Here is a 15808-nt window from a genome sequence, read left to right on the forward strand (position 1 = left end):
TGTCCTCCCGGTCAGGCCGCGGCCTGGTTGATGAGCTGCCAGACGTCGCCGGGCGCGGTGTGCTCGGGCACGTCGAGCGAGGCGATGACGCGGGCGCCGTCGAACACAGTCAGGTGGCCGCGCAGGTGCTCGGCGGAGCGTCGGCCGTCGTGTGCGCGGTACACGACGGGGCGGGTGCGGTCGCGCCTCAGCTCGTCGCGGGCGTCCTCGGTGAGCTGGTCCCACTCGCGGTGCAGGTCGCACAGCGCCGAGAGCGCGGCCAGGACCACGTCCTCGTCGTGACTGTCGAGGTGGCCCATCTCGATCACGTACAGGTGGCGGGCGCGCAGCTCGCGCGCTCGGTACCGGAACGTCGGGTGGATCAGGTCCAGTTCGGGCAGCTCGGTCCGGAAGCCGGTGACCGGGTCGGTGACGTAGTGCAGGAGCGCGAGGGGCACGCCGGTGCCAGCGGTCATCAGCGCTCGGTACGCCGCGCTGATCGAGGCGTCGGCGGCCTCGGGCATCTCCTCGGTGTCGGCGGCGTCGAGGAAGTTCGCGGCGGTGTCGTGCAGGTGGCGGGCGGCGGTGAGCAGCGCGCGGCGCCGGGGGTGGCCGTCGGCGCGGCCCCGGACCAGCTTGCCGAGGAGACGTGCGCGGGTGGCTGCCTTCGTGTGGCCGTTCATGGTGCTGTCCTCCCTGGGGATCGGTCAGGCCGCGGCGGCTGCCGCCGCGCCGTGGTAGCAGCGGACGCCGCGCAGGCCGGCCGGGCAGTTGCACTGGCCGGAGGCGGCGGTCCGGTAGATCTCGCTGCCGTCGTCGCTGACGACGAGGAACACGCGGGTGAGGCTGGTCTTGCGGAGCGGCACGATCGCGCCCAGCTCCAGCAGTTCGGCCGCCTTGGCGACCTGCCAGCCCTGGTAGCGGGCAGCGTTCTCGCGGTTCGCGCGCCGTACGTTCCGGCGGCACTTCGGGCCGAGTCCGTCCGGGCTCGCGTTGCGCAGAGGCCGACGGCACTTCCGGCACCGGGCCGGTTCGGTGGTGGTGTCCGTGGCGCTCATGGGCGGTCCCTTTCGCCTTGCTTTGTGGTGTGGTGTTACATTCACCATTTTACCCAAATGAATTTGGGTAAATCCATTTGGGTATCTGGGGGACCGCAAAGGGTAGGCAAAGAACGCGGCGTGCCGGACTGCTCCGGACATCGTCGGGACGGCCCGTGCGGACAGCAGGACGCCCTGCCCCCCACCAGGGAGGACAGGGCGTCCTGGACTGTCCGGCGACCTATCGCGCGGGCTCGGCCGCCGGCCGCTCACATCCGTCGTGCCGGTCGCAGTTGCACCGCTCGCAGTCTGCGCACATCTGCCCGGCCTCCAGCCCGCACGCGCCGCAACCGCCCGAGGCGTCCAGCTCGGCGTCGTCGAGCGCCAGGGCCAGAGCGATCTGTGCCTCGCGGTCGAAGCGCGGGCGCACGACACACGACCCGTCGCACATCACGGACTCGCCCAGCCCGGCGTACAGGCTCTCGTGCCCCTCGCACGCCCAGTCGCCGTACTCGGCGGGCTTGACCCGCACCTTCACCGCGCCGACGTCGAGCACGCCAACGCCCTCGATGTCCGCTCGGGAACGCAGCGCACTGATGTCGGCGATGGCCTCGCTGTGATCGGCAACTTCCTGCCCCTGCGCCCGGTGAACTCCGTAGACCAGACTGCGCAGTTCGCCGCCGTCCTTGCAGGAGTACAGCGGCTCCTCGTCGAAGCCAGGGTGCTCGATGGTGACTTCGTACATGCTGCTTCCTCTTCTCCTGTCGGCTGGTGCAGGTCAGAACGGCTGCGTCGGGGCAAGGCGCTCGACGGTGAGCAGGTCCCATGCCGCGTGCTCGACGGCGATGGCGGAGCGCCACGGCGCCCGGTACGTCGCGCGGCGGTCCGCCTCGTCGACGCCGTGCACCTCGGCCCACCAGCGGGGCGTCTCTCCGTGGGCGTTCTGCACGCCGGTGTCGAGGACGTGGAGGCGCACGCCGAGCATGTGGATGATGTCTCCGGGCACGACGGCCAGCCGCGGCAGTTCGGCGACGACCCGGCGCGTGCACCCGGCGCTCAGGTCGTCGAGCGTCGTGGGCGACGCCTGCGCGAGGTAGCGCAGGGCCTCGCCCAGCTCGCGGATGGCGACCGCGGCCTCGTCGTCGGCGGGCGGCGGCGAGGTCCGCAACGCTGCCGCCGCCCGCCGGGCTGCCCTGTGGGCCTCGTCGACGCGGGAGACGTCGACCTTCTCGCTGCGGTCCGCGCGCCAGGCGGAGCCCTCGGCGGTGTGGAGCCACAGGTGCCCGTCGCGTCCACGCTCGGCATGCGCGACGGTGCGGGTCGAGCCGTCGGAGCACACGAAGCGGTCGCCGGCTGCGTACGGCTCCACCGGCCGGTGCAGCGGGGCCAGCTCCACGTCGAGGCGCGCGGCGGCCTGGGCGGCGGCTTCGACGCTCGCCTTGTACCGGCCGCCCTCGATGTCGCCCGCCGCCGCAGTCAGCGTGTGCAGCTCGCCGTGCACGGCCGTCAGGGCGGCGGGCCAGGCCCGGTTGAGGATCGCGACGATGCCCTCCGACGGAACCACGAGCACATCGCCGTCGCGGATGTCGTCGCGGCACTGCGAGGCGTCGTACGCCTCGGCCGAGCTGTCGAAGGTGTGCGTGCCCGGGACAGAAACCTCGGGCCGGGCCGGCTCCTGTGCGGCGGCCTCCTCTTCGGCGCGCAGCGCGGCCTCGCGGGAGGCGGCCCGGTCGCGGGCGCGGGCGCGGCAGGACTTGCACGGCGCGCGGTCGGCCGCCTCGTCCTCGTCCAGGTCGCGGCACCTGTACTCCTCGCACAGCGACCTGTCGGCGAGCTGGTCGGCGTAGTGGGCGTGTTCGTCGCCGGTGTCGATCAGGACGGTGTCCGCTCGGTGCGCGAGGATGGCCGACGAGGCGTGCTCGATGCGCACCGGGGCGCCGAGCACGCGGGCCTGGTACTCGGCGAGGTGGGCGCTGTCGGCGTAGCTGCCGTCCGCGTACTCGTGTGCAGGGGTGGGCAGTTGGCCGAACGTGCCGCGCTCCTCGGTGATGGCGGCGGGGAAGGCGACGACGAGGAATCCGACGACCTGCTCGGAGTCGACCACCAGCACGTCGCCGTCCGCGATCTCGTCGCGGTCGCACGCCGCGCGGGCCTCTGCGGTGCTGTCGAAGCGGTGAATCTTCAGCTCGGCGCGGGCCTCGCGGCGAGCGTCGGTCTCGGCGACGATCTCGCCGAACTGATACGCGGCGGCGGCCAGTTGGGACTGCCCCGCGAGGTGCTGCGCGTAGCTCTCTTCGGACATCTCTGATCCTTCGTGGGTGAGTGGGGTGTTCCACTCACATTCTACCCAAATGCATTTGGGTAAAACCAGTTTGGATCACTATTTCCACAGGTCAGAGACCTTAAGGCGGAATGCCCAATCGCGTTTACCAAAGCACGCTTGTGGAATACTGATCTGCATGACCGCACACCCGAACACCCCCGACAAGCCGGACGCGAGCGGCGAGTGGGAGCCGCCCCAGCGGATGCTGGACGCCGAGAAGGCGATGAACGATGCCGCGAAGGAGGCCGAGCGCCTGCGCCACGAGTACCGCAAGGTGCTCGCCGAGGAGCTTGAAGCCTCTGGTCTCTCCATGTACCGCTTCCAGGAGCACACGCCGTACACCGAGCAGACCATCAACGGCATCGCCAAGGAGTACGGCGTCAAGCCGAAGAGGAAGCCGACCGTGAGGTCCATCAAATCCTGAGCGCCGTGAATCCCCGCATGACGGGAGGGTCCGCACACAACTGCGTGTGCGGACCCTCCCGTCAGCAGGCGAGTGGTCAGTCGTCGTACCCGCGCGTGCCCTTCACGGTGAAGGTCATCGCAAGGTCGATGTCCACCAGCTCGCCGCCGAAGTCGGCGGTCACGCGGAGCGTGCGGGCGCCGGCCCCCTCGATGGGCATCTCTCGCGTCTCCCAGATCAGCTCGGAGGCGGGGCCGGGAATCAGCTCACGCGAGTCGTCGAGCAGGCGCACGATCTGGTTCGCCACCTGGTTGATCGCAGCGTGCTCGGTGGCCATAATCTTCTCACTCATTCCGGCTCCCCATTTCTTAATTAATCTCGATTACTTCCATTTCATTCTAGGCGAATTTCGGCAACCCGTACATTTGGGGAATTCTGTTATGCGGGTAAATATTGAACCGCAAAAACGGGCTTTCGCTAATTCTTGGGCTTCACGGCGACGGTGACAGAAGCGAGCTGCTCCCCGCCGTCGCCGAGGCTGTAGCAGGTCTCCACGTCGACGACCGTGAACTTAGCGCTAGGGAACCGTCGACAACGCCCGAGCCCGGCTCCGCGCGATCCTCCAGAGCCTCAAGACCGTGGTGGAACGCCTCGACACGGGCTCATCGCCTTCCTCCCGCCGCACCTGCGCTGACCCTCCACGCGGCGGGCAGTCATGATGCCTTGGACTTCTTCTCGATTCGCTGCCGCGTCCGGCGCACCGTCTCGGCGAGCCGGCGCCGCTCCTTCTCCGTGGCGGGCTTGCCGTGCACCTTGATGACCTTCGTGAGCAGGTCCTCATCGCTGATCGCGGCGTCCTCGATCAAAGCGGCCCGGATCGTCTCGGCCTTCGCGGGCTTCTCGAATTGGAGGACTGTCTCGTCCCCGTTGTCCGGTCCGCTGTCCTCCTCCTGTCCGCCCTGGTCCGGGAGCGGGCCGGATGTCGGCGCGGGCGGCGCCGCGTGCCCGGACGGCGTCCCAGACGGATCGGGCACCGTCCACGGGGCGGCGTCCGCGAGATGGCTGAGGGCCGGTGCGGTGCGGGCGCTGATCTGGTGCGCCCGGGCCGCCTCGGGACCGAAGGCCGCGGCCATGTACGCGTCGTACGCGTCGAGGCGGCGCATCTGCTTCGCGAGGGCGAGGGAGGCGGCGGCCTTCTGTCGGCGCCGGTTGAGCCAGAACGCGACCGAGTCGCTGAGCGGAACGGCGTGGTAGCGCAGCACGAAGACCCACAGGCCCTTCGCGAGCAGCGAGACCATCGAGCCGACGACGCCCGCGACGGTCTCGTTGTAGTGGTGGCCGAAGGCGATGACGGCACCCATGGAGATGCCGAGCGAGACCCACCCGGCGGTGCGGGCAGCCTTGGCGCGGGCCGGGTCTAGGCGCTCCAGCCATTCGACTGCGACACACGCCAGCCACACGACGTCGAAGATCAGCGCGACGCCGTAGGCGATGAACGCGGGGATCAGCGCCGCCAGGAGCGTGCCGATGCCGGCGGTCGTGCCGGTGACCGCGAGGAGCGTCACGATGATCGCCGCACAGGTCAGAGCGTTGACGATGATCCGGTCCCAGTCGCGGGGAGGGACGGGCACCCACACCGTGTACTCCACGGTGCGGGGCTCGGGCTGGCCGTCGATCTCGACGACCTCCTCGCGGCACCGGGTCTCCTTGCGGTACCGGACCCCGGGGATACGCGGCTGGTCGAAGTCCTCGGCCTGGTTCGCTGAGGCCGCGCCGCTGCCGGACTGCGTCATCGGGGACCACCGCCGAAGCGGGGCGACTGCGAGGTGCCGGCGCCCGCGGTGTCCGCGTCGACCGCCGACGACGCCGGTTTTAGATCAGTAGAGTGACCCATGCGTGAGGGCTCCCTGTGAGGCAGGTCTCTGACGTCCCCGGCTCTCCCGTGTGCGACTACGAGGTGACCGGGGGGTGCGGCGGCCCGGAGTGCGACTTCCGAGCCGCCGCTGTCCGTTGCCCCTGCTGTCGTATGCGACTACGACGGCAGGGGCGCAGGTGTAGCGATCGGAAGGCTACCTGTTTTCGCCAGTTGCGCAAACAGGTTGTGAGAGGACGGCGGTATGCCCGGCTCCCCCAGAGGGGTTCGGAAGGCTCACGGCCAGGAGCGGCCGGTGATCTGCTCCATCCCGGAGATGCCCGACCTTCTCCAGGCGGCTGGGCTGCCACGTCTGACCACTGCTCGAATCCGGCAGATCGTCAAGAACGACAGCGACTTTCCCCCGACGATCTGGGAGCGCGGCCGGGTGCGGCTATGGCTGTGGACTGAAGTCGAGCGGTACTTCCGAAAGCGGAAGTTGAGCCCGGGTGCCCGGACCGACCTTCAGCACGAGCACCAGAACGACGCCGCGCAGGGGTGAACCGGCGGTCCGCTGGCCTCGGTGGACAGCACGAAGTGCACGTCGGGGTCGACGTCGTGCGGGTTCGGGATCGGCGGCGGAGTGGGCCAGGCGTAGCGTCCACGGGACGCATGGGCGGACCCGCCGGCGAGCACGTCCTGGCCCTCGATGGCCAGGGGCCAGCCCTCCAGCGGCATCGGCCGCCACTCGACGACGAGGCTGTACACCCAGGTGCCGGGCGCCGCCCACGACCACAGATCGACGCTGGCCCCGGTCGCGCGGTGCTGCCACAACCGCTCGACCCCGGCCTCCGCTTCGGGAAACGCCACCGACTCGTCGGACAGCGCGAATCCGACCAGCGGCGGCACGTTCCGGCCGCGGGGAGCGGTGAGCGTCCCGAAGGGCGGCAGGCTGGCCCGATGCGCGTACACCAGCGTCACCGGCTGCGGGAACCACGTCGTGCATGCCTGCCGATGATCCGGCTCGCCCTCGCGGTACGGCGTGATGCGGACGACGTCGCACAGGCTGAGGGTCGGCCGGGCGGCGACCGTGTCATCGTCGTCGGGCACGCGGTCCCTTCCTGCCAGCGGGACCAGGGCGTCGCCCCGGAGATGCACCGTGTCGTGCACTCGGGGCGTACGGCACCGCTCGGGAACCGGGTGGCCCGTACGGCGACTGCCAAGCCGGCCGGTCGCGGCGGGCGGCGGCCGGGCCGGGGCGCGCGGAGCGCAGGTACTCGGCGAACTGCCGCAGGATCGGCCCGGCCGCCGCAACGGCCTGGGCGAGCTGCCGGGCCATGGCCTCAACCAGCGGGCGGAAGGCAGCGGCCATCTCGCCGAGGGCGGCGCGGCACTCGGCGCGCACCAGCTCCGTGTACGGGCCGGACTCGCTGCGGAGGACCTGGCCGACGGCGGTGAGCGCCTGCTGCAGCGTCAGGCCGTTCCGCTGGACGAGGCGGTGGGCAAGCAACAGAGCAGCGCGGGCTGTGTCAGGGGGCATCAGCGGGACTCCTCCGGGGGGTGGTCCGGGCCGAGGGGATGTCGAAGGCGTCGTTGATCGCGTCCCGTACCTGGGCGCGGCGGACACCGCCCGGACGCGCTGCCCGGGCGGTGTCGTCGCTGGCGGCGTCGGCCGTGTCCGGCGGTTCTCCGGCGTTATCCGGGACCTGTCCGGCCGTGTCCGAGCGGGTGGCTTGCCCGATCGCCGCGAGCGCTTCGGCGAAGGCGGCGCCGACGAGGTGCCGGGGTACGCGTGCCCGGTACTCGACCCGGACACCGTCCGGGCGCTCAATCGGGCTTGTCCGGGCGGCGTCCGATCTGCCCGGAGTGCTGTCCGGCGGTACGGCTCTGTCCTGCTGGCTGTCCGGGCGGTGCCGTCGGCTCACTGGTCGACGAACCCCGCCTGCTGGACGGTCGGCCCGGTCGGCTCGGGCGTGGCCGGGACCGTCTGCTTCAGCCCTGCGGGCGTGGGCGGCGGGGTGGGCTGTTCGGCGGGCAGCGGACCGGTGTGCTCGAACACCGTCGCCCACATCGGGTGGTCGGCTCGGAGGAGGACGTGTGCGACGCCCAGCAGCCGCTCGGCGGTGTACGTCGCCGCCGGCTGATTCACCGGGTACGGCGCGCACTCCTGGAGGGCGCGGGCGACGTTCTCCACCGTGGCGGGGTGGATGCCCTCGGCCGGAACCAGAGCCTCGTCCCACGAGTAGTCACAGCGCTGGCAGGCCCGCTCCAGCCGCTCGGGCAGTGGACCGCGCTGCTGCATCCGCCCGTTGCGGTCGTGCATCGCGCGCGGGCAGGCGGGCCGGTAGTACGTGAACGCCTCGTTGTGCGAGCACTTCACGCACACGGTCAGCTCGCCCGAGTACGGAGGCAGCGGCGGCATGAACTCGCCGCTCTCGTCGGGGTGTTCGTTCGTCCTGTCGTGCATGTCTGTCCCATCGGGTCGGGAGTTCCACGACCGCCTGAGCACGCATCGTGCTCACGCGGTGACGGAGGATGGTCGGTCCTTCACGGACCTGGTGTTCCGCGCTGCTTCCAGCTGGGGAGCGGGGTCGTCACGGTGTCCTCGGCGCGGTATGCGCGGCGGTTCGCGGTACGCCGGGGGTGGAGCAGCCAGGCGACGGCGGGAGCGGCGAGGAGGACGGCCGCGGCGGCGAGGAAACGCCAGTGCCACACGGGCAGACTGGCCGCTGCCGCGTCGGCCCAGGCGACAAGCCGGCGCCCGGCTCGCGCGCTCCAGTGCCTCGACGACGTCGAGCCGGTAGTCCTGCTCGTTCATGCCGTGATCTCCAGCTCTCCGAGCGGCAGCCCGGCGTCGATGTGGGTGTGCAGCTCGCGCAGCCGAGCCAGTGCTCGGACGCGGTCGCCGCGTGCGGTGAGGGCACGGCGCGCGGCGGGCGGAAGCTGCTCCCAGCAGTTGCCGCACAGGTAGAGCCGGGACGGCTTCGGTGTCCGGCACGCGCGGCAAGGGGTCGCGGTGTACGCGCCTCGGGGACTCACGTCTCCTCCCGACGACGGCCTTGGTGGGCGGTCATCTCCTCGTAGGCGTTGAACAGTGCGCGACGGCGAGGCGCACGCCGATGTGCCGGTGTCCGACGGCGGCGAGCCATCCGGCGCACGCTTCCTCAGCGCCCCCGTCGGTCTTGTGGCAGGCGAACAGCGGTGCGCTCAGGCCGGGTTCTATGCCGTGGGGCTGCTCGCTGGTGCACTTCAGGGCCTCGTACCGCTCGGCGCTGAACTCGCCGGGGGGTGTCGCGCTTCCACGGGCAGCGTGCGCACGGGAACCGGCGGTGCGGCACGGTGTCGTTCGTCATCGGGTGGTTTCTCCTTCGGGGTGGGGTTTCCGGGCGGTCTGCCCGGGGCGTGGTTTCGAGGGGTGGCGGGTGCCGATGGCGAGCGCGCGGGCGACGGCCTGCGCCCCGTAGCGGGCTGCGGCTGCCTCGTGGCCGTCGTCGGCGACAGCGCGCAGGACTTCGCCCAACTCGACCCCTTCGGGCAGCGTCCTGGCCGGCCGCCGGTTCGCCGTACCGCACAGCAGGCAGCCGTTGTCGGCCGTCGGGTCGATGGGGCCGCCCGGGTGCCGCGAGCAGCGGTTCGCTGGCGTGGTCTTGCCCTGCGCGGACCGCACCAGGTGCACCGCGCGTTCCAGCTCCTCGGCCAGCTCGGCGAGCGTCTGGTCCGTGACCTCGCCGCGATGGGCGTACGCGGCGATGTCGCGCACCGCGCGGCCGATCTCAGGCAGGAAGTCAGGGTTCACCCGTGCTTCACCGCCTCCAGCTCCCGCCGTTCCTCTTCGGCGGTGACCAGGCACGTCGGGCACCGGTCGGAGGTCCGCAGCCGGTACTCGCGCCCGCAGCCGCACGTTCGTCGCGGGGCGGCCGGGTCTTCCTGGGGCCAGGGCACGCGCTCCGGGCGTTTGCGGGCAGCGTCCTGGCCTCCGCCGGTCAGCGGCACCAGGAACGCGCCCTGTACGCCCGTCTGCGCGTTTCGGAGGCAGCCGCCGCAGCGGTCGCGGTCCGGGCGGACGATGCGGCCCGTCGTGCAGACCGGGCACGACCGTGCTTCGGGCTCGTCCGGCTGGCTGGAACCGTCTGGATCTCGCGCGCCCGCGCGTTCGTCTGGTTGCGGTACTACATCAGCCATGTCTTGGGTTCTGTCGTGGGTAACCCCTGGGTTGTTCGTGCCTCTGTGGCCCGAACCGTTCGTGCCTCTGTGGTCTGAACCCGTTCGTGCCTCTGTGGCCCGAACCTCTTCGCCGTCGGTTCGTGCCTCTGTGGCCCGAACTTCGTCTCCTTCGGAGTTCGAGCCTTTGTGGCCCGAACTTCCGTCGTCCTCTTCGGTCTTCCGGGGACGGGCGGTGGTCTTCAGGTAGTCGGCCGCGCTCGCCCAGTCCGGCCAGGGGCAGTTCAGCAGCCGGTAGACCGTCGGGCGGCCACGGCGGCGCTCTCCGACGGTCATGACGACACCGGCGCGGATCGCGGCGTCCAGGTAGCGGCGGGCGTCCTGCTCGCGGCATCCGGCGGCCTTGGCGATGTCCTGGATGCGGATGGGCTTGCCGTCGCCGGAGAACCGCGTCTCACCGCTGACCGTGACCATCGCCCGGAGCGCGTAGAGCATCGTCAGGAAGCCGCCCTTCAGCGTGCGCGGGATCTCCCTCGACCACCGCCAGACCAGGACGTTGCCGAACTCGTGCGGCGGGCAGCCGGGTTTGCGCTCCGGCTGCTGCTGCTCGTGGTTCACGGCGGGCTCTCTCTCGGGTGGTGAGGGCGCTGCCCGGTCAGGGCAGAGCAGAAGGGGATGCGGCCTTGGTCAAGGGCGGGGCGGGGACGAAACGGGGCCGGCTGGGGCGGCGAGGTGCGACCAGGCGCTCAGGGGCGAGCGCGGCGCCGGTACGCCGACATGTCCGCGACGCCGGGCGGCAAGACCGCCGGGCGTCGCTGCCGTCGCTGCACCTGCGCCTCGCAGGTCGCGACGTGCGGCATGTACAGCTTCTCCCAGCGCGCCACGGGCAGTTCGTCCGTCGGGCGCCGCGACCGCCACGTTCCCGTGCCGTCCCGGTATGCGGCGGTGTTCCCGTCGTCGTCCGGCTCCTTGTTGACCGCCAGGCGCCGCCCGGCGTCCGTCACGGTCCACACCACCGGCTCCCCGCACTGCGGACACCGCATGGCCTCTCTCCTCTCCCTACCGGCGGAGGCCGCGGGGCCGCGCCGTCTCGCAGCGGCGGGCGACGGCGCGGCCCCGCGCGTCACCCGCGCCCCTTCCGCTGCCCGCTGCGCCCGCGCAGCGTCACCTTGGCCTCGACGAGGAGGTGCCGGGTCAGCCCGTACGACAGGCTGTGCTCGGACGCCAGGGTGCGGATCGACGCGCCCGCGCCGTACTTCTTCGCGAGCGTCCTGCGCATCTCCTCGCGCTCGTCGCCGCGCAGCCGGGGCCGGTACTCGCTGCCCCGCCGCGAACCGATCCGGGACTTCACCGTCGTGCCGGTGGTCTCGCTCATGGATCTGTTCCTCTCGTTCTCCGAATGCGGCCCGGGCGTCGAGCCCGGCCGCGGGGTGCCAGCGGCCCGATCCGAGCCGGGCGGGCTCACGCGGCCGTGGCGGCATCGGCCTTCTCCTTCGCGCGCTCCCGGCGGCGCTGGTTCTCCGCCTCGCGCCGTGCCCGGCGCAGCAGTTCGGCGCGTTCGTGCTCGTCAAGGCCGCCCCACACCCCGTAGTCCTCGCGGAACGTCAGCGCGTGGGTGAGGCACTGAGACTTGACCGGGCAGCCCGCGCAGACCCTCTTGGCGTACTCGGCGTCGATCGACGCGGGGACGCCGCCCGCGCCGGCGGGGAAGAACGCCGCGGTGGGGACGCCCTGGCAGGCAGCGTCGTCCATCCAGTGGTGCGGCCGGGGAAGGGTGTCCGGCGCGTAGCGGGACGGTCGTGCCATGAGTCAGCTCCTCGGTGCATTTCGTGTCGCCCGGACATGTCCGCCCCCTCGGCCCGGACGTGTCCGGGCCTGTGTCCGCGCAGGTCACCCCCCTCGCGGGTGTCTCCCGTACGGGTAAGTCCGGCTCGGTGTCCGGAGGCTGTCCGGCAGATGTCCGAGGACGTCGGTGCCGTGTCCGGCGCGGAGCGCGGTGCAGCCCCCACCCGGCCGAGGCGAGCCCGAGGACGATGGGCGCCCACACGTCCCGCGACTCCACGACCGTGTTCACGGCGCTGCCGTACGCAAGGAACAGCTCGACCCAGATCACCCGGCATCACCGCCCTCCGGCAGGGCGTCGGCGTCGCGCCACCGCGTGACGGTCCGCTGGGCGACGCCCAGCCGCTCGGCGATGAACGCCGCCGAGAAGCCCTCGTCGGTCATCTCCCGGCACGCGTACCGCTGTTCCTCCTCGGTGAGGACCGGCGGGTCACCCCGGCCCGACTTGGCACGCTCGACCGCAATCAGGTCGATGCCGCGGTGCCACGTCGAGCCGGGGAACGTCACGCGCTGCTCCTCTCGCGCAGCACCCGGTCGTGCAGGTGCGGGCCGGCCACGCAGGCGGGGAAGCCGCAGGAGGGCCGGACGTTGCCCTCGGGCTCACGGCCGTGGTGCCAGGCGAAGGACAGCCGGTACGCGGTGTGCACCTGGTTGGCCATGGCCAAGACCGGGGTACCGCGGGTGTTGGTGGTACCGGTCCAGTGCAGGTGCCCGCCGTCCAGGGCGACGGTCCGCTCGGCGAACGCGGCGCGCCATACGGCGTCGTCCGGGGCGCTCACCGCTCGACCTCCGGCCAGCACACTTTCGCCAGGCGGTCGCGCTGCGCCTTCGGCAGCTCGATCGGCGGGATGCCGAGGTGATCACGCCCCGCGCACCACAGCCACCAGGCGTCGCAGCAGTTGTCGTCGGAGAACTCCAGCCCGGCGCGCTTGTACGCGGCCATCACCATCGCCGTCTTATCGCCGGAGCCCTTGCCGGTGGCGTACGCCTTCAGCGTCGCCGCCGTGATCAGCGCGTACGGCACTCCGGCCTCGATGAGCACCGACCGGACGACGCCGTGCACCATGGCGATGGCCTTCGCGGCGTGGCTGTTGCGGGGGATGTCCTCCAGCACCGCGAGCACCGGCGGGTGGCCGAGCCCGATGTGGTGGCCGCCGACCGCGAGCCGCGCGGCCTCGGCGATCTGGAGCAGACGGCGGTCACCGTCCGCGGTGCGGGTCTTCACCGTGGCGGTCGAACCGTCCCGGTAGCAGATGCCCGTCGCGGCCACGGACAAGTCGAAGGCGACGACCGCCAGCGGCGGTCCGGCGTCGAACAGGGTCGGCTCGGGGGTGGGCAGCGTCATCGGCGTGCCCCCTGACCGGAGACGTGCAGCAGGAGCGCCGCGAGCACGGTGGCCGGCCACCACACCACGAGGAGCGCGCAGTACAGGCCGACGGCGACCGGACGGATGTGGAAGGCCATGCTCAGCCAGGGGTCCTGGCGGGCCTGCACGACGGTGGCAGCGGCTCCGAGCGGGATACCGACCGCCCACACGACCAGCACGATGACGGCGAGGGCGTTCACTGCGACTCACCGTCCATCCAGCCCTTCGGGGGGCTCGGCGTGAGGGAGAACCCGGTGAGCACCAGCCGGTCGGCGTCGGGTGCGTGGCAGTTCGCTTCGGCGGCCAGCCACTCGGGCAGCTCGTCGGCCGAGCGGCCGGTGTCGCTGGTGACCTGGTCGAGGAGGACGGTCACCGGCTCCTCCGGCCGCCACGCGGCGACTTCGACCCGGGCCGTGCGCGCCTTCTTGTCGACGTCGACGACCCGGACCCCTGCGGTGGCGCGGTCGTCGTCCCGCGCGGCGAGGTACGTGCGGCCCAAGTCGGTGATGACCGGCCGCAGGTCGACCGTCAGCGTCGCCAGGCCCCGCACCTTCAACTGGGCGAACAGATCGCTCGCGTCGATGTCCTGACCGCTTGCGAGGGCGGACAGCAGCGCCTCGGCCTCCAGGCCGATCGGCAGCTCGCGGGCGAGGCGCGTCACCCGCACCTGCCCGGCTCGCCAGGCCGCGGTGTGCCGGGTCGTCGCCGCCGAGCACGGGCAGCCATACACCGTGTCCTTGTGCTCGGCGGCCGTCAGGCCGACGCACTCCAGGAGGCTGGTGCGCCCGCGCTCGCACAGGTCGACCGTGCAGCACGCGCAGTCCGGGCAGTCCTTCTGCGGCGGCCGGACGTACTCCGGCCCGAAGGGCTCATCCATCGTCGATATCCCCTGCTGTCGTGGTGGTCTTGCACACCAGGCAGCGGCGCCGTCCGGCGTCGAGGGTGTGCGGGGTGTCCCGGCCCTCGGCCGGGCAGTACGCGCGCGGAGCCCCGGTGTGGAACCGAGCCGTCGGCGGGCCGACGCGGTGACGGCCCGGCGGCTTGCGCCAGGACCGGACGGCGGCCGTGACGGTCCCGCCGCCGACGGCGACGGCCAGCAGGCCCAGCAGGACGGGTTCGTTCATGCCGGCCACACCTCCGGGCGCATCGCCGGGATCAGCGGCCAGCCGACGCGCACCGTGCGGGCGCGGTGCTCCTTGCCCGGGGTCGTGGCGAAGTGTTCGCGCAGGCTCTCCTGCTGCTCCACCGCCCACCGGGCCTGCTGCTCGTGCAGCTCGCTCAGCGACAGCCGCGCCAGTTCGTAGGTCCGGGAGACCACCGCGCGGGTGACCTGGCAGGCGGCGACCGCGTCAGCCGCGGAGTCGTGCGCGTCATCGAGCTGCACGCCGTAGTGCCGGGCGAGGGCGTCCAGCCGCCGCGCCCCGGGCCGGTACCGGTCGACGTGCTTGTCCAGCACTATCGGGTCCAGCACGACCGGCACCTGGCGGGCGAACAGCCCGCGCAGACCGTGCCGTTCGGCCTCGGCCTCCAGCATCGTGAGGTCGTACGGCGCGTTCATCACGACCAGCGGCCTCCCGGCCGCGACCAGGTCGGCGAGAACGTCGAGCACTTCGCTCACGACCAGGTGGGCGGGGCGGCCCGCTTCGCGGGCCGCCTCCGTGGTGAAGCCGTGCACGGCCGTCGCGCCGGGCGAGATCGGAATGTCCGGGTCGGCGATCCACTGCCGCACTGCGCCGGGCCGGCCGCCGCCGTCGGTGACGACGGCGGCCGTGACGATGCGGTCGTGCTCCGGGTCCGTGCCGGTGGTCTCGACATCGAACCCGCAGAACCCCTGCTCGTGCCAGGACATCAGCGGCGCCCCCGACCCTTACGACGGCGGGTCTTTCGGCTCGCGGGCCGCTTCGGCTGCGCTCGCTTCTTCGGCTGGGCTGCCCGTACGGGCTCCTGCGAGCCCTCGGCCGCCGCGTGGGCCGCGGTGGCGTCCGCGAGGGCCTGCGCGTCCTCGTCCGGGGCGTGGACGACCTGCACCTTCCCGGCGTCGCCTGCGTCGTCGGCCTTGGCGAGCTGCACCAGCTCCGTCGACATCGGCACGACCTTGTGCAGCCGCCGCAGCGCCGACTTCGCCCACATCGCGTCGAAGTCGGTGTGCCAGAAGGAGTCGCACCTGCCGGACTCCACGGCCCGCCGGTACGCCTGGCTGTACTCGTCGCGGATCTCCTCGGCGTCCTCCCGCGTGAGGATCACCACCTGGGAGCGGGCGCCCCCGGCGAGCCAGCAGAACGCGTACGCCAGGATCGGCTTGCCGCGCTGCTCCCGGGTGAGGGTCAGGCCCGGCTTGTGCGTGAAGTCGAGCGGCGGCGGCGCGCTCGGCTCGTAGTTCCACTCGTCCCCGGCGTGGATCATCCCGACGTGCACGGAACCGACCCGGCCGGACCGGTACATCAAGTCCACGTAGCCCTGGTACATCGGCACGAAGCTGGCGAGCCTGCCCTCGCGCTTGATGACGGCGTGACGGCCGTCCGGCATCAGCCCGAACCGCGCGCACGCGAGGAGGGCTTGCAGCAGCGAGGCGGGGGTGCACGGCGCGAGGTCCGGCAGGGCCGACCGTACGGCCGCGAGGAACGCGCCCCGGTCGACGTGGCTGGGCAGGGCCTTGGTGAAGTGCTCGCCGTACCGCTCCAGCCAGGCCAGCACGGCGTCGGTCGTCGCACCGCCCTCGGCACGCTCAGCGGCGTGCAGCTCCTCCTCCGTGCCGTCCTCGACCGCGGCGGCCGGACGTACCTCCGTCCGCTTAGGCTCGTCGCTCGTCGCGGCGCGGACGCGGTCCTTCAGGGTGTTCGCCACG

27 protein-coding genes and 1 pseudogene are annotated in these 15808 nt (G+C 72.0%); 2 read left to right on the forward strand and 26 right to left on the reverse strand.

Going from position 1 to position 15808, the window contains the following annotated elements; genetic code table 11:
* Positions 1-11 precede the first annotated feature (11 nt).
* The 4 genes from E0L36_RS22000 to E0L36_RS22015 form a co-directional block, all read right to left on the reverse strand.
* Positions 12-662: a hypothetical protein gene (locus E0L36_RS22000; RefSeq protein WP_180931041.1), complete on the reverse strand. Its 651-nt coding sequence runs from the start codon at positions 660-662 to the stop codon at positions 12-14.
* A gap of 24 nt (positions 663-686) precedes the next feature.
* Positions 687-1037, reverse strand: coding sequence for a hypothetical protein (locus E0L36_RS22005; RefSeq protein WP_180931042.1), 351 nt, complete (start codon positions 1035-1037; stop codon positions 687-689).
* Positions 1038-1257: 220 nt separating this feature from the next.
* A complete protein-coding gene (locus E0L36_RS22010) occupies positions 1258-1761 on the reverse strand; it encodes a hypothetical protein (protein WP_180931043.1) in 504 nt (167 codons plus the stop codon).
* 33 nt (positions 1762-1794) lie between these two features.
* On the reverse strand, positions 1795-3318 hold the full coding sequence (locus E0L36_RS22015) for a hypothetical protein (RefSeq protein WP_180931044.1): 1524 nt from the start codon (positions 3316-3318) through the stop codon (positions 1795-1797).
* Between the two features lie 157 nt (positions 3319-3475).
* Between E0L36_RS22015 and E0L36_RS22020 the strand changes: the two genes are divergently transcribed.
* Positions 3476-3763 (forward strand): hypothetical protein, encoded by a 288-nt coding sequence (locus E0L36_RS22020; RefSeq protein WP_180931045.1) that lies wholly within the window; start codon positions 3476-3478, stop codon positions 3761-3763.
* Between the two features lie 76 nt (positions 3764-3839).
* On the opposite strand, the gene E0L36_RS22025 is transcribed toward E0L36_RS22020, so the two are convergent.
* Together E0L36_RS22025 and E0L36_RS22030 are read right to left on the reverse strand one after the other, a co-directional pair.
* Complete coding sequence (locus E0L36_RS22025; RefSeq protein WP_180931046.1) at positions 3840-4094, reverse strand: hypothetical protein; 255 nt, start codon at positions 4092-4094, stop codon at positions 3840-3842.
* Between the two features lie 361 nt (positions 4095-4455).
* The gene (locus E0L36_RS22030; protein ID WP_180931047.1) at positions 4456-5535 is read right to left on the reverse strand and encodes a hypothetical protein; all 1080 of its coding nucleotides are present in this window, start codon (positions 5533-5535) and stop codon (positions 4456-4458) included.
* Between the two features lie 375 nt (positions 5536-5910).
* Here E0L36_RS22030 and E0L36_RS22035 point away from each other — a divergent pair, with 375 nt between their 5' ends.
* Positions 5911-6156, forward strand: coding sequence for a hypothetical protein (locus tag E0L36_RS22035; protein ID WP_180931048.1), 246 nt, complete (start codon positions 5911-5913; stop codon positions 6154-6156).
* Here the strand turns inward: E0L36_RS22035 and E0L36_RS22040 are convergent.
* From E0L36_RS22040 to E0L36_RS22130, 20 genes and pseudogenes are all read right to left on the reverse strand, one after another.
* Positions 6120-6704: a hypothetical protein gene (locus E0L36_RS22040; RefSeq protein ID WP_180931049.1), complete on the reverse strand. Its 585-nt coding sequence runs from the start codon at positions 6702-6704 to the stop codon at positions 6120-6122. The genes E0L36_RS22035 and E0L36_RS22040 overlap by 37 nt on opposite strands.
* Positions 6688-7134 (reverse strand): hypothetical protein, encoded by a 447-nt coding sequence (locus tag E0L36_RS22045; protein WP_180931050.1) that lies wholly within the window; start codon positions 7132-7134, stop codon positions 6688-6690. The genes E0L36_RS22040 and E0L36_RS22045 overlap by 17 nt, the downstream gene beginning before the upstream one ends.
* Complete coding sequence (locus tag E0L36_RS22050) at positions 7124-7519, reverse strand: hypothetical protein (RefSeq protein WP_180931051.1); 396 nt, start codon at positions 7517-7519, stop codon at positions 7124-7126. The genes E0L36_RS22045 and E0L36_RS22050 overlap by 11 nt, the downstream gene beginning before the upstream one ends.
* Positions 7516-8061 carry a hypothetical protein gene (locus tag E0L36_RS22055; protein WP_180931052.1) on the reverse strand — a complete coding sequence of 182 codons (546 nt, stop codon included), beginning with the start codon at positions 8059-8061 and terminating at the stop codon, positions 7516-7518. The genes E0L36_RS22050 and E0L36_RS22055 overlap by 4 nt, the downstream gene beginning before the upstream one ends.
* Before the next feature lie 80 nt (positions 8062-8141).
* The gene (locus E0L36_RS22060) at positions 8142-8309 is read right to left on the reverse strand and encodes a hypothetical protein (protein ID WP_180931053.1); all 168 of its coding nucleotides are present in this window, start codon (positions 8307-8309) and stop codon (positions 8142-8144) included.
* 99 nt (positions 8310-8408) lie between these two features.
* Complete coding sequence (locus E0L36_RS22065) at positions 8409-8633, reverse strand: hypothetical protein (protein ID WP_180931054.1); 225 nt, start codon at positions 8631-8633, stop codon at positions 8409-8411.
* A 31-nt stretch (positions 8634-8664) separates the two neighbouring features.
* A pseudogene (locus E0L36_RS28570) lies at positions 8665-8880 on the reverse strand (DUF6283 family protein); the annotation flags it as partial.
* A gap of 63 nt (positions 8881-8943) precedes the next feature.
* The gene (locus tag E0L36_RS22070; RefSeq protein ID WP_180931055.1) at positions 8944-9390 is read right to left on the reverse strand and encodes a hypothetical protein; all 447 of its coding nucleotides are present in this window, start codon (positions 9388-9390) and stop codon (positions 8944-8946) included.
* Positions 9387-10373 (reverse strand): hypothetical protein, encoded by a 987-nt coding sequence (locus E0L36_RS22075; protein WP_180931056.1) that lies wholly within the window; start codon positions 10371-10373, stop codon positions 9387-9389. Before E0L36_RS22075 ends, E0L36_RS22070 begins: the two co-directional genes overlap by 4 nt.
* Positions 10374-10501: 128 nt before the next feature.
* Entirely contained in the window at positions 10502-10798 is a 297-nt protein-coding gene (locus E0L36_RS22080) for a hypothetical protein (RefSeq protein ID WP_180931057.1), read from the reverse strand.
* Between the two features lie 80 nt (positions 10799-10878).
* Positions 10879-11130, reverse strand: a complete 252-nt coding sequence (locus E0L36_RS22085) for a helix-turn-helix domain-containing protein (RefSeq protein ID WP_180931058.1) — start codon at positions 11128-11130, stop codon at positions 10879-10881.
* A gap of 86 nt (positions 11131-11216) precedes the next feature.
* Positions 11217-11561, reverse strand: a complete 345-nt coding sequence (locus tag E0L36_RS22090; RefSeq protein WP_308416878.1) for a WhiB family transcriptional regulator — start codon at positions 11559-11561, stop codon at positions 11217-11219.
* A 303-nt stretch (positions 11562-11864) separates the two neighbouring features.
* Positions 11865-12104: a helix-turn-helix domain-containing protein gene (locus E0L36_RS22095; RefSeq protein WP_180931059.1), complete on the reverse strand. Its 240-nt coding sequence runs from the start codon at positions 12102-12104 to the stop codon at positions 11865-11867.
* Positions 12101-12376, reverse strand: a complete 276-nt coding sequence (locus E0L36_RS22100; protein ID WP_180931060.1) for a hypothetical protein — start codon at positions 12374-12376, stop codon at positions 12101-12103. Before E0L36_RS22100 ends, E0L36_RS22095 begins: the two co-directional genes overlap by 4 nt.
* The gene (locus tag E0L36_RS22105) at positions 12373-12942 is read right to left on the reverse strand and encodes a Holliday junction endonuclease (protein WP_180931061.1); all 570 of its coding nucleotides are present in this window, start codon (positions 12940-12942) and stop codon (positions 12373-12375) included. Before E0L36_RS22105 ends, E0L36_RS22100 begins: the two co-directional genes overlap by 4 nt.
* Complete coding sequence (locus tag E0L36_RS22110; protein WP_180931062.1) at positions 12939-13163, reverse strand: hypothetical protein; 225 nt, start codon at positions 13161-13163, stop codon at positions 12939-12941. Before E0L36_RS22110 ends, E0L36_RS22105 begins: the two co-directional genes overlap by 4 nt.
* The gene (locus E0L36_RS22115; protein ID WP_180931063.1) at positions 13160-13840 is read right to left on the reverse strand and encodes a hypothetical protein; all 681 of its coding nucleotides are present in this window, start codon (positions 13838-13840) and stop codon (positions 13160-13162) included. The genes E0L36_RS22110 and E0L36_RS22115 overlap by 4 nt, the downstream gene beginning before the upstream one ends.
* Entirely contained in the window at positions 13833-14087 is a 255-nt protein-coding gene (locus E0L36_RS22120; protein WP_180931064.1) for a hypothetical protein, read from the reverse strand. Before E0L36_RS22120 ends, E0L36_RS22115 begins: the two co-directional genes overlap by 8 nt.
* On the reverse strand, positions 14084-14812 hold the full coding sequence (locus E0L36_RS22125) for an exonuclease domain-containing protein (RefSeq protein WP_180931065.1): 729 nt from the start codon (positions 14810-14812) through the stop codon (positions 14084-14086). Before E0L36_RS22125 ends, E0L36_RS22120 begins: the two co-directional genes overlap by 4 nt.
* Entirely contained in the window at positions 14812-15807 is a 996-nt protein-coding gene (locus tag E0L36_RS22130) for a recombinase RecT (protein ID WP_180931066.1), read from the reverse strand. Before E0L36_RS22130 ends, E0L36_RS22125 begins: the two co-directional genes overlap by 1 nt.
* Position 15808 lies beyond the last annotated feature (1 nt).

Source organism: Streptomyces sp. AJS327, from assembly GCF_013450295.1.
Lineage (GTDB): Bacteria > Actinomycetota > Actinomycetes > Streptomycetales > Streptomycetaceae > Streptomyces.

Excerpts from the sequence above, each read along its gene's own strand:
- E0L36_RS22020 (WP_180931045.1), top strand. The coding sequence starts at position 3,476 with ATGACCGCACACCCGAACACCCCCGACAAGCCGGACGCGAGCGGCGAG.
- E0L36_RS22090 (WP_308416878.1), bottom strand. The coding sequence starts at position 11,561 with ATGGCACGACCGTCCCGCTACGCGCCGGACACCCTTCCCCGGCCGCAC.
- E0L36_RS22055 (WP_180931052.1), bottom strand. The coding sequence starts at position 8,061 with ATGCACGACAGGACGAACGAACACCCCGACGAGAGCGGCGAGTTCATG.
- E0L36_RS22000 (WP_180931041.1), bottom strand. The coding sequence starts at position 662 with ATGAACGGCCACACGAAGGCAGCCACCCGCGCACGTCTCCTCGGCAAG.
- E0L36_RS22005 (WP_180931042.1), bottom strand. The coding sequence starts at position 1,037 with ATGAGCGCCACGGACACCACCACCGAACCGGCCCGGTGCCGGAAGTGC.
- E0L36_RS22010 (WP_180931043.1), bottom strand. The coding sequence starts at position 1,761 with ATGTACGAAGTCACCATCGAGCACCCTGGCTTCGACGAGGAGCCGCTG.
- E0L36_RS22015 (WP_180931044.1), bottom strand. The coding sequence starts at position 3,318 with ATGTCCGAAGAGAGCTACGCGCAGCACCTCGCGGGGCAGTCCCAACTG.
- E0L36_RS22115 (WP_180931063.1), bottom strand. The coding sequence starts at position 13,840 with ATGGATGAGCCCTTCGGGCCGGAGTACGTCCGGCCGCCGCAGAAGGAC.
- E0L36_RS22080 (WP_180931057.1), bottom strand. The coding sequence starts at position 10,798 with ATGCGGTGTCCGCAGTGCGGGGAGCCGGTGGTGTGGACCGTGACGGAC.
- E0L36_RS22025 (WP_180931046.1), bottom strand. The coding sequence starts at position 4,094 with ATGAGTGAGAAGATTATGGCCACCGAGCACGCTGCGATCAACCAGGTG.
- E0L36_RS22085 (WP_180931058.1), bottom strand. The coding sequence starts at position 11,130 with ATGAGCGAGACCACCGGCACGACGGTGAAGTCCCGGATCGGTTCGCGG.
- E0L36_RS22045 (WP_180931050.1), bottom strand. The coding sequence starts at position 7,134 with ATGCCCCCTGACACAGCCCGCGCTGCTCTGTTGCTTGCCCACCGCCTC.
- E0L36_RS22105 (WP_180931061.1), bottom strand. The coding sequence starts at position 12,942 with ATGACGCTGCCCACCCCCGAGCCGACCCTGTTCGACGCCGGACCGCCG.
- E0L36_RS22030 (WP_180931047.1), bottom strand. The coding sequence starts at position 5,535 with ATGACGCAGTCCGGCAGCGGCGCGGCCTCAGCGAACCAGGCCGAGGAC.
- E0L36_RS22125 (WP_180931065.1), bottom strand. The coding sequence starts at position 14,812 with ATGTCCTGGCACGAGCAGGGGTTCTGCGGGTTCGATGTCGAGACCACC.
- E0L36_RS22120 (WP_180931064.1), bottom strand. The coding sequence starts at position 14,087 with ATGAACGAACCCGTCCTGCTGGGCCTGCTGGCCGTCGCCGTCGGCGGC.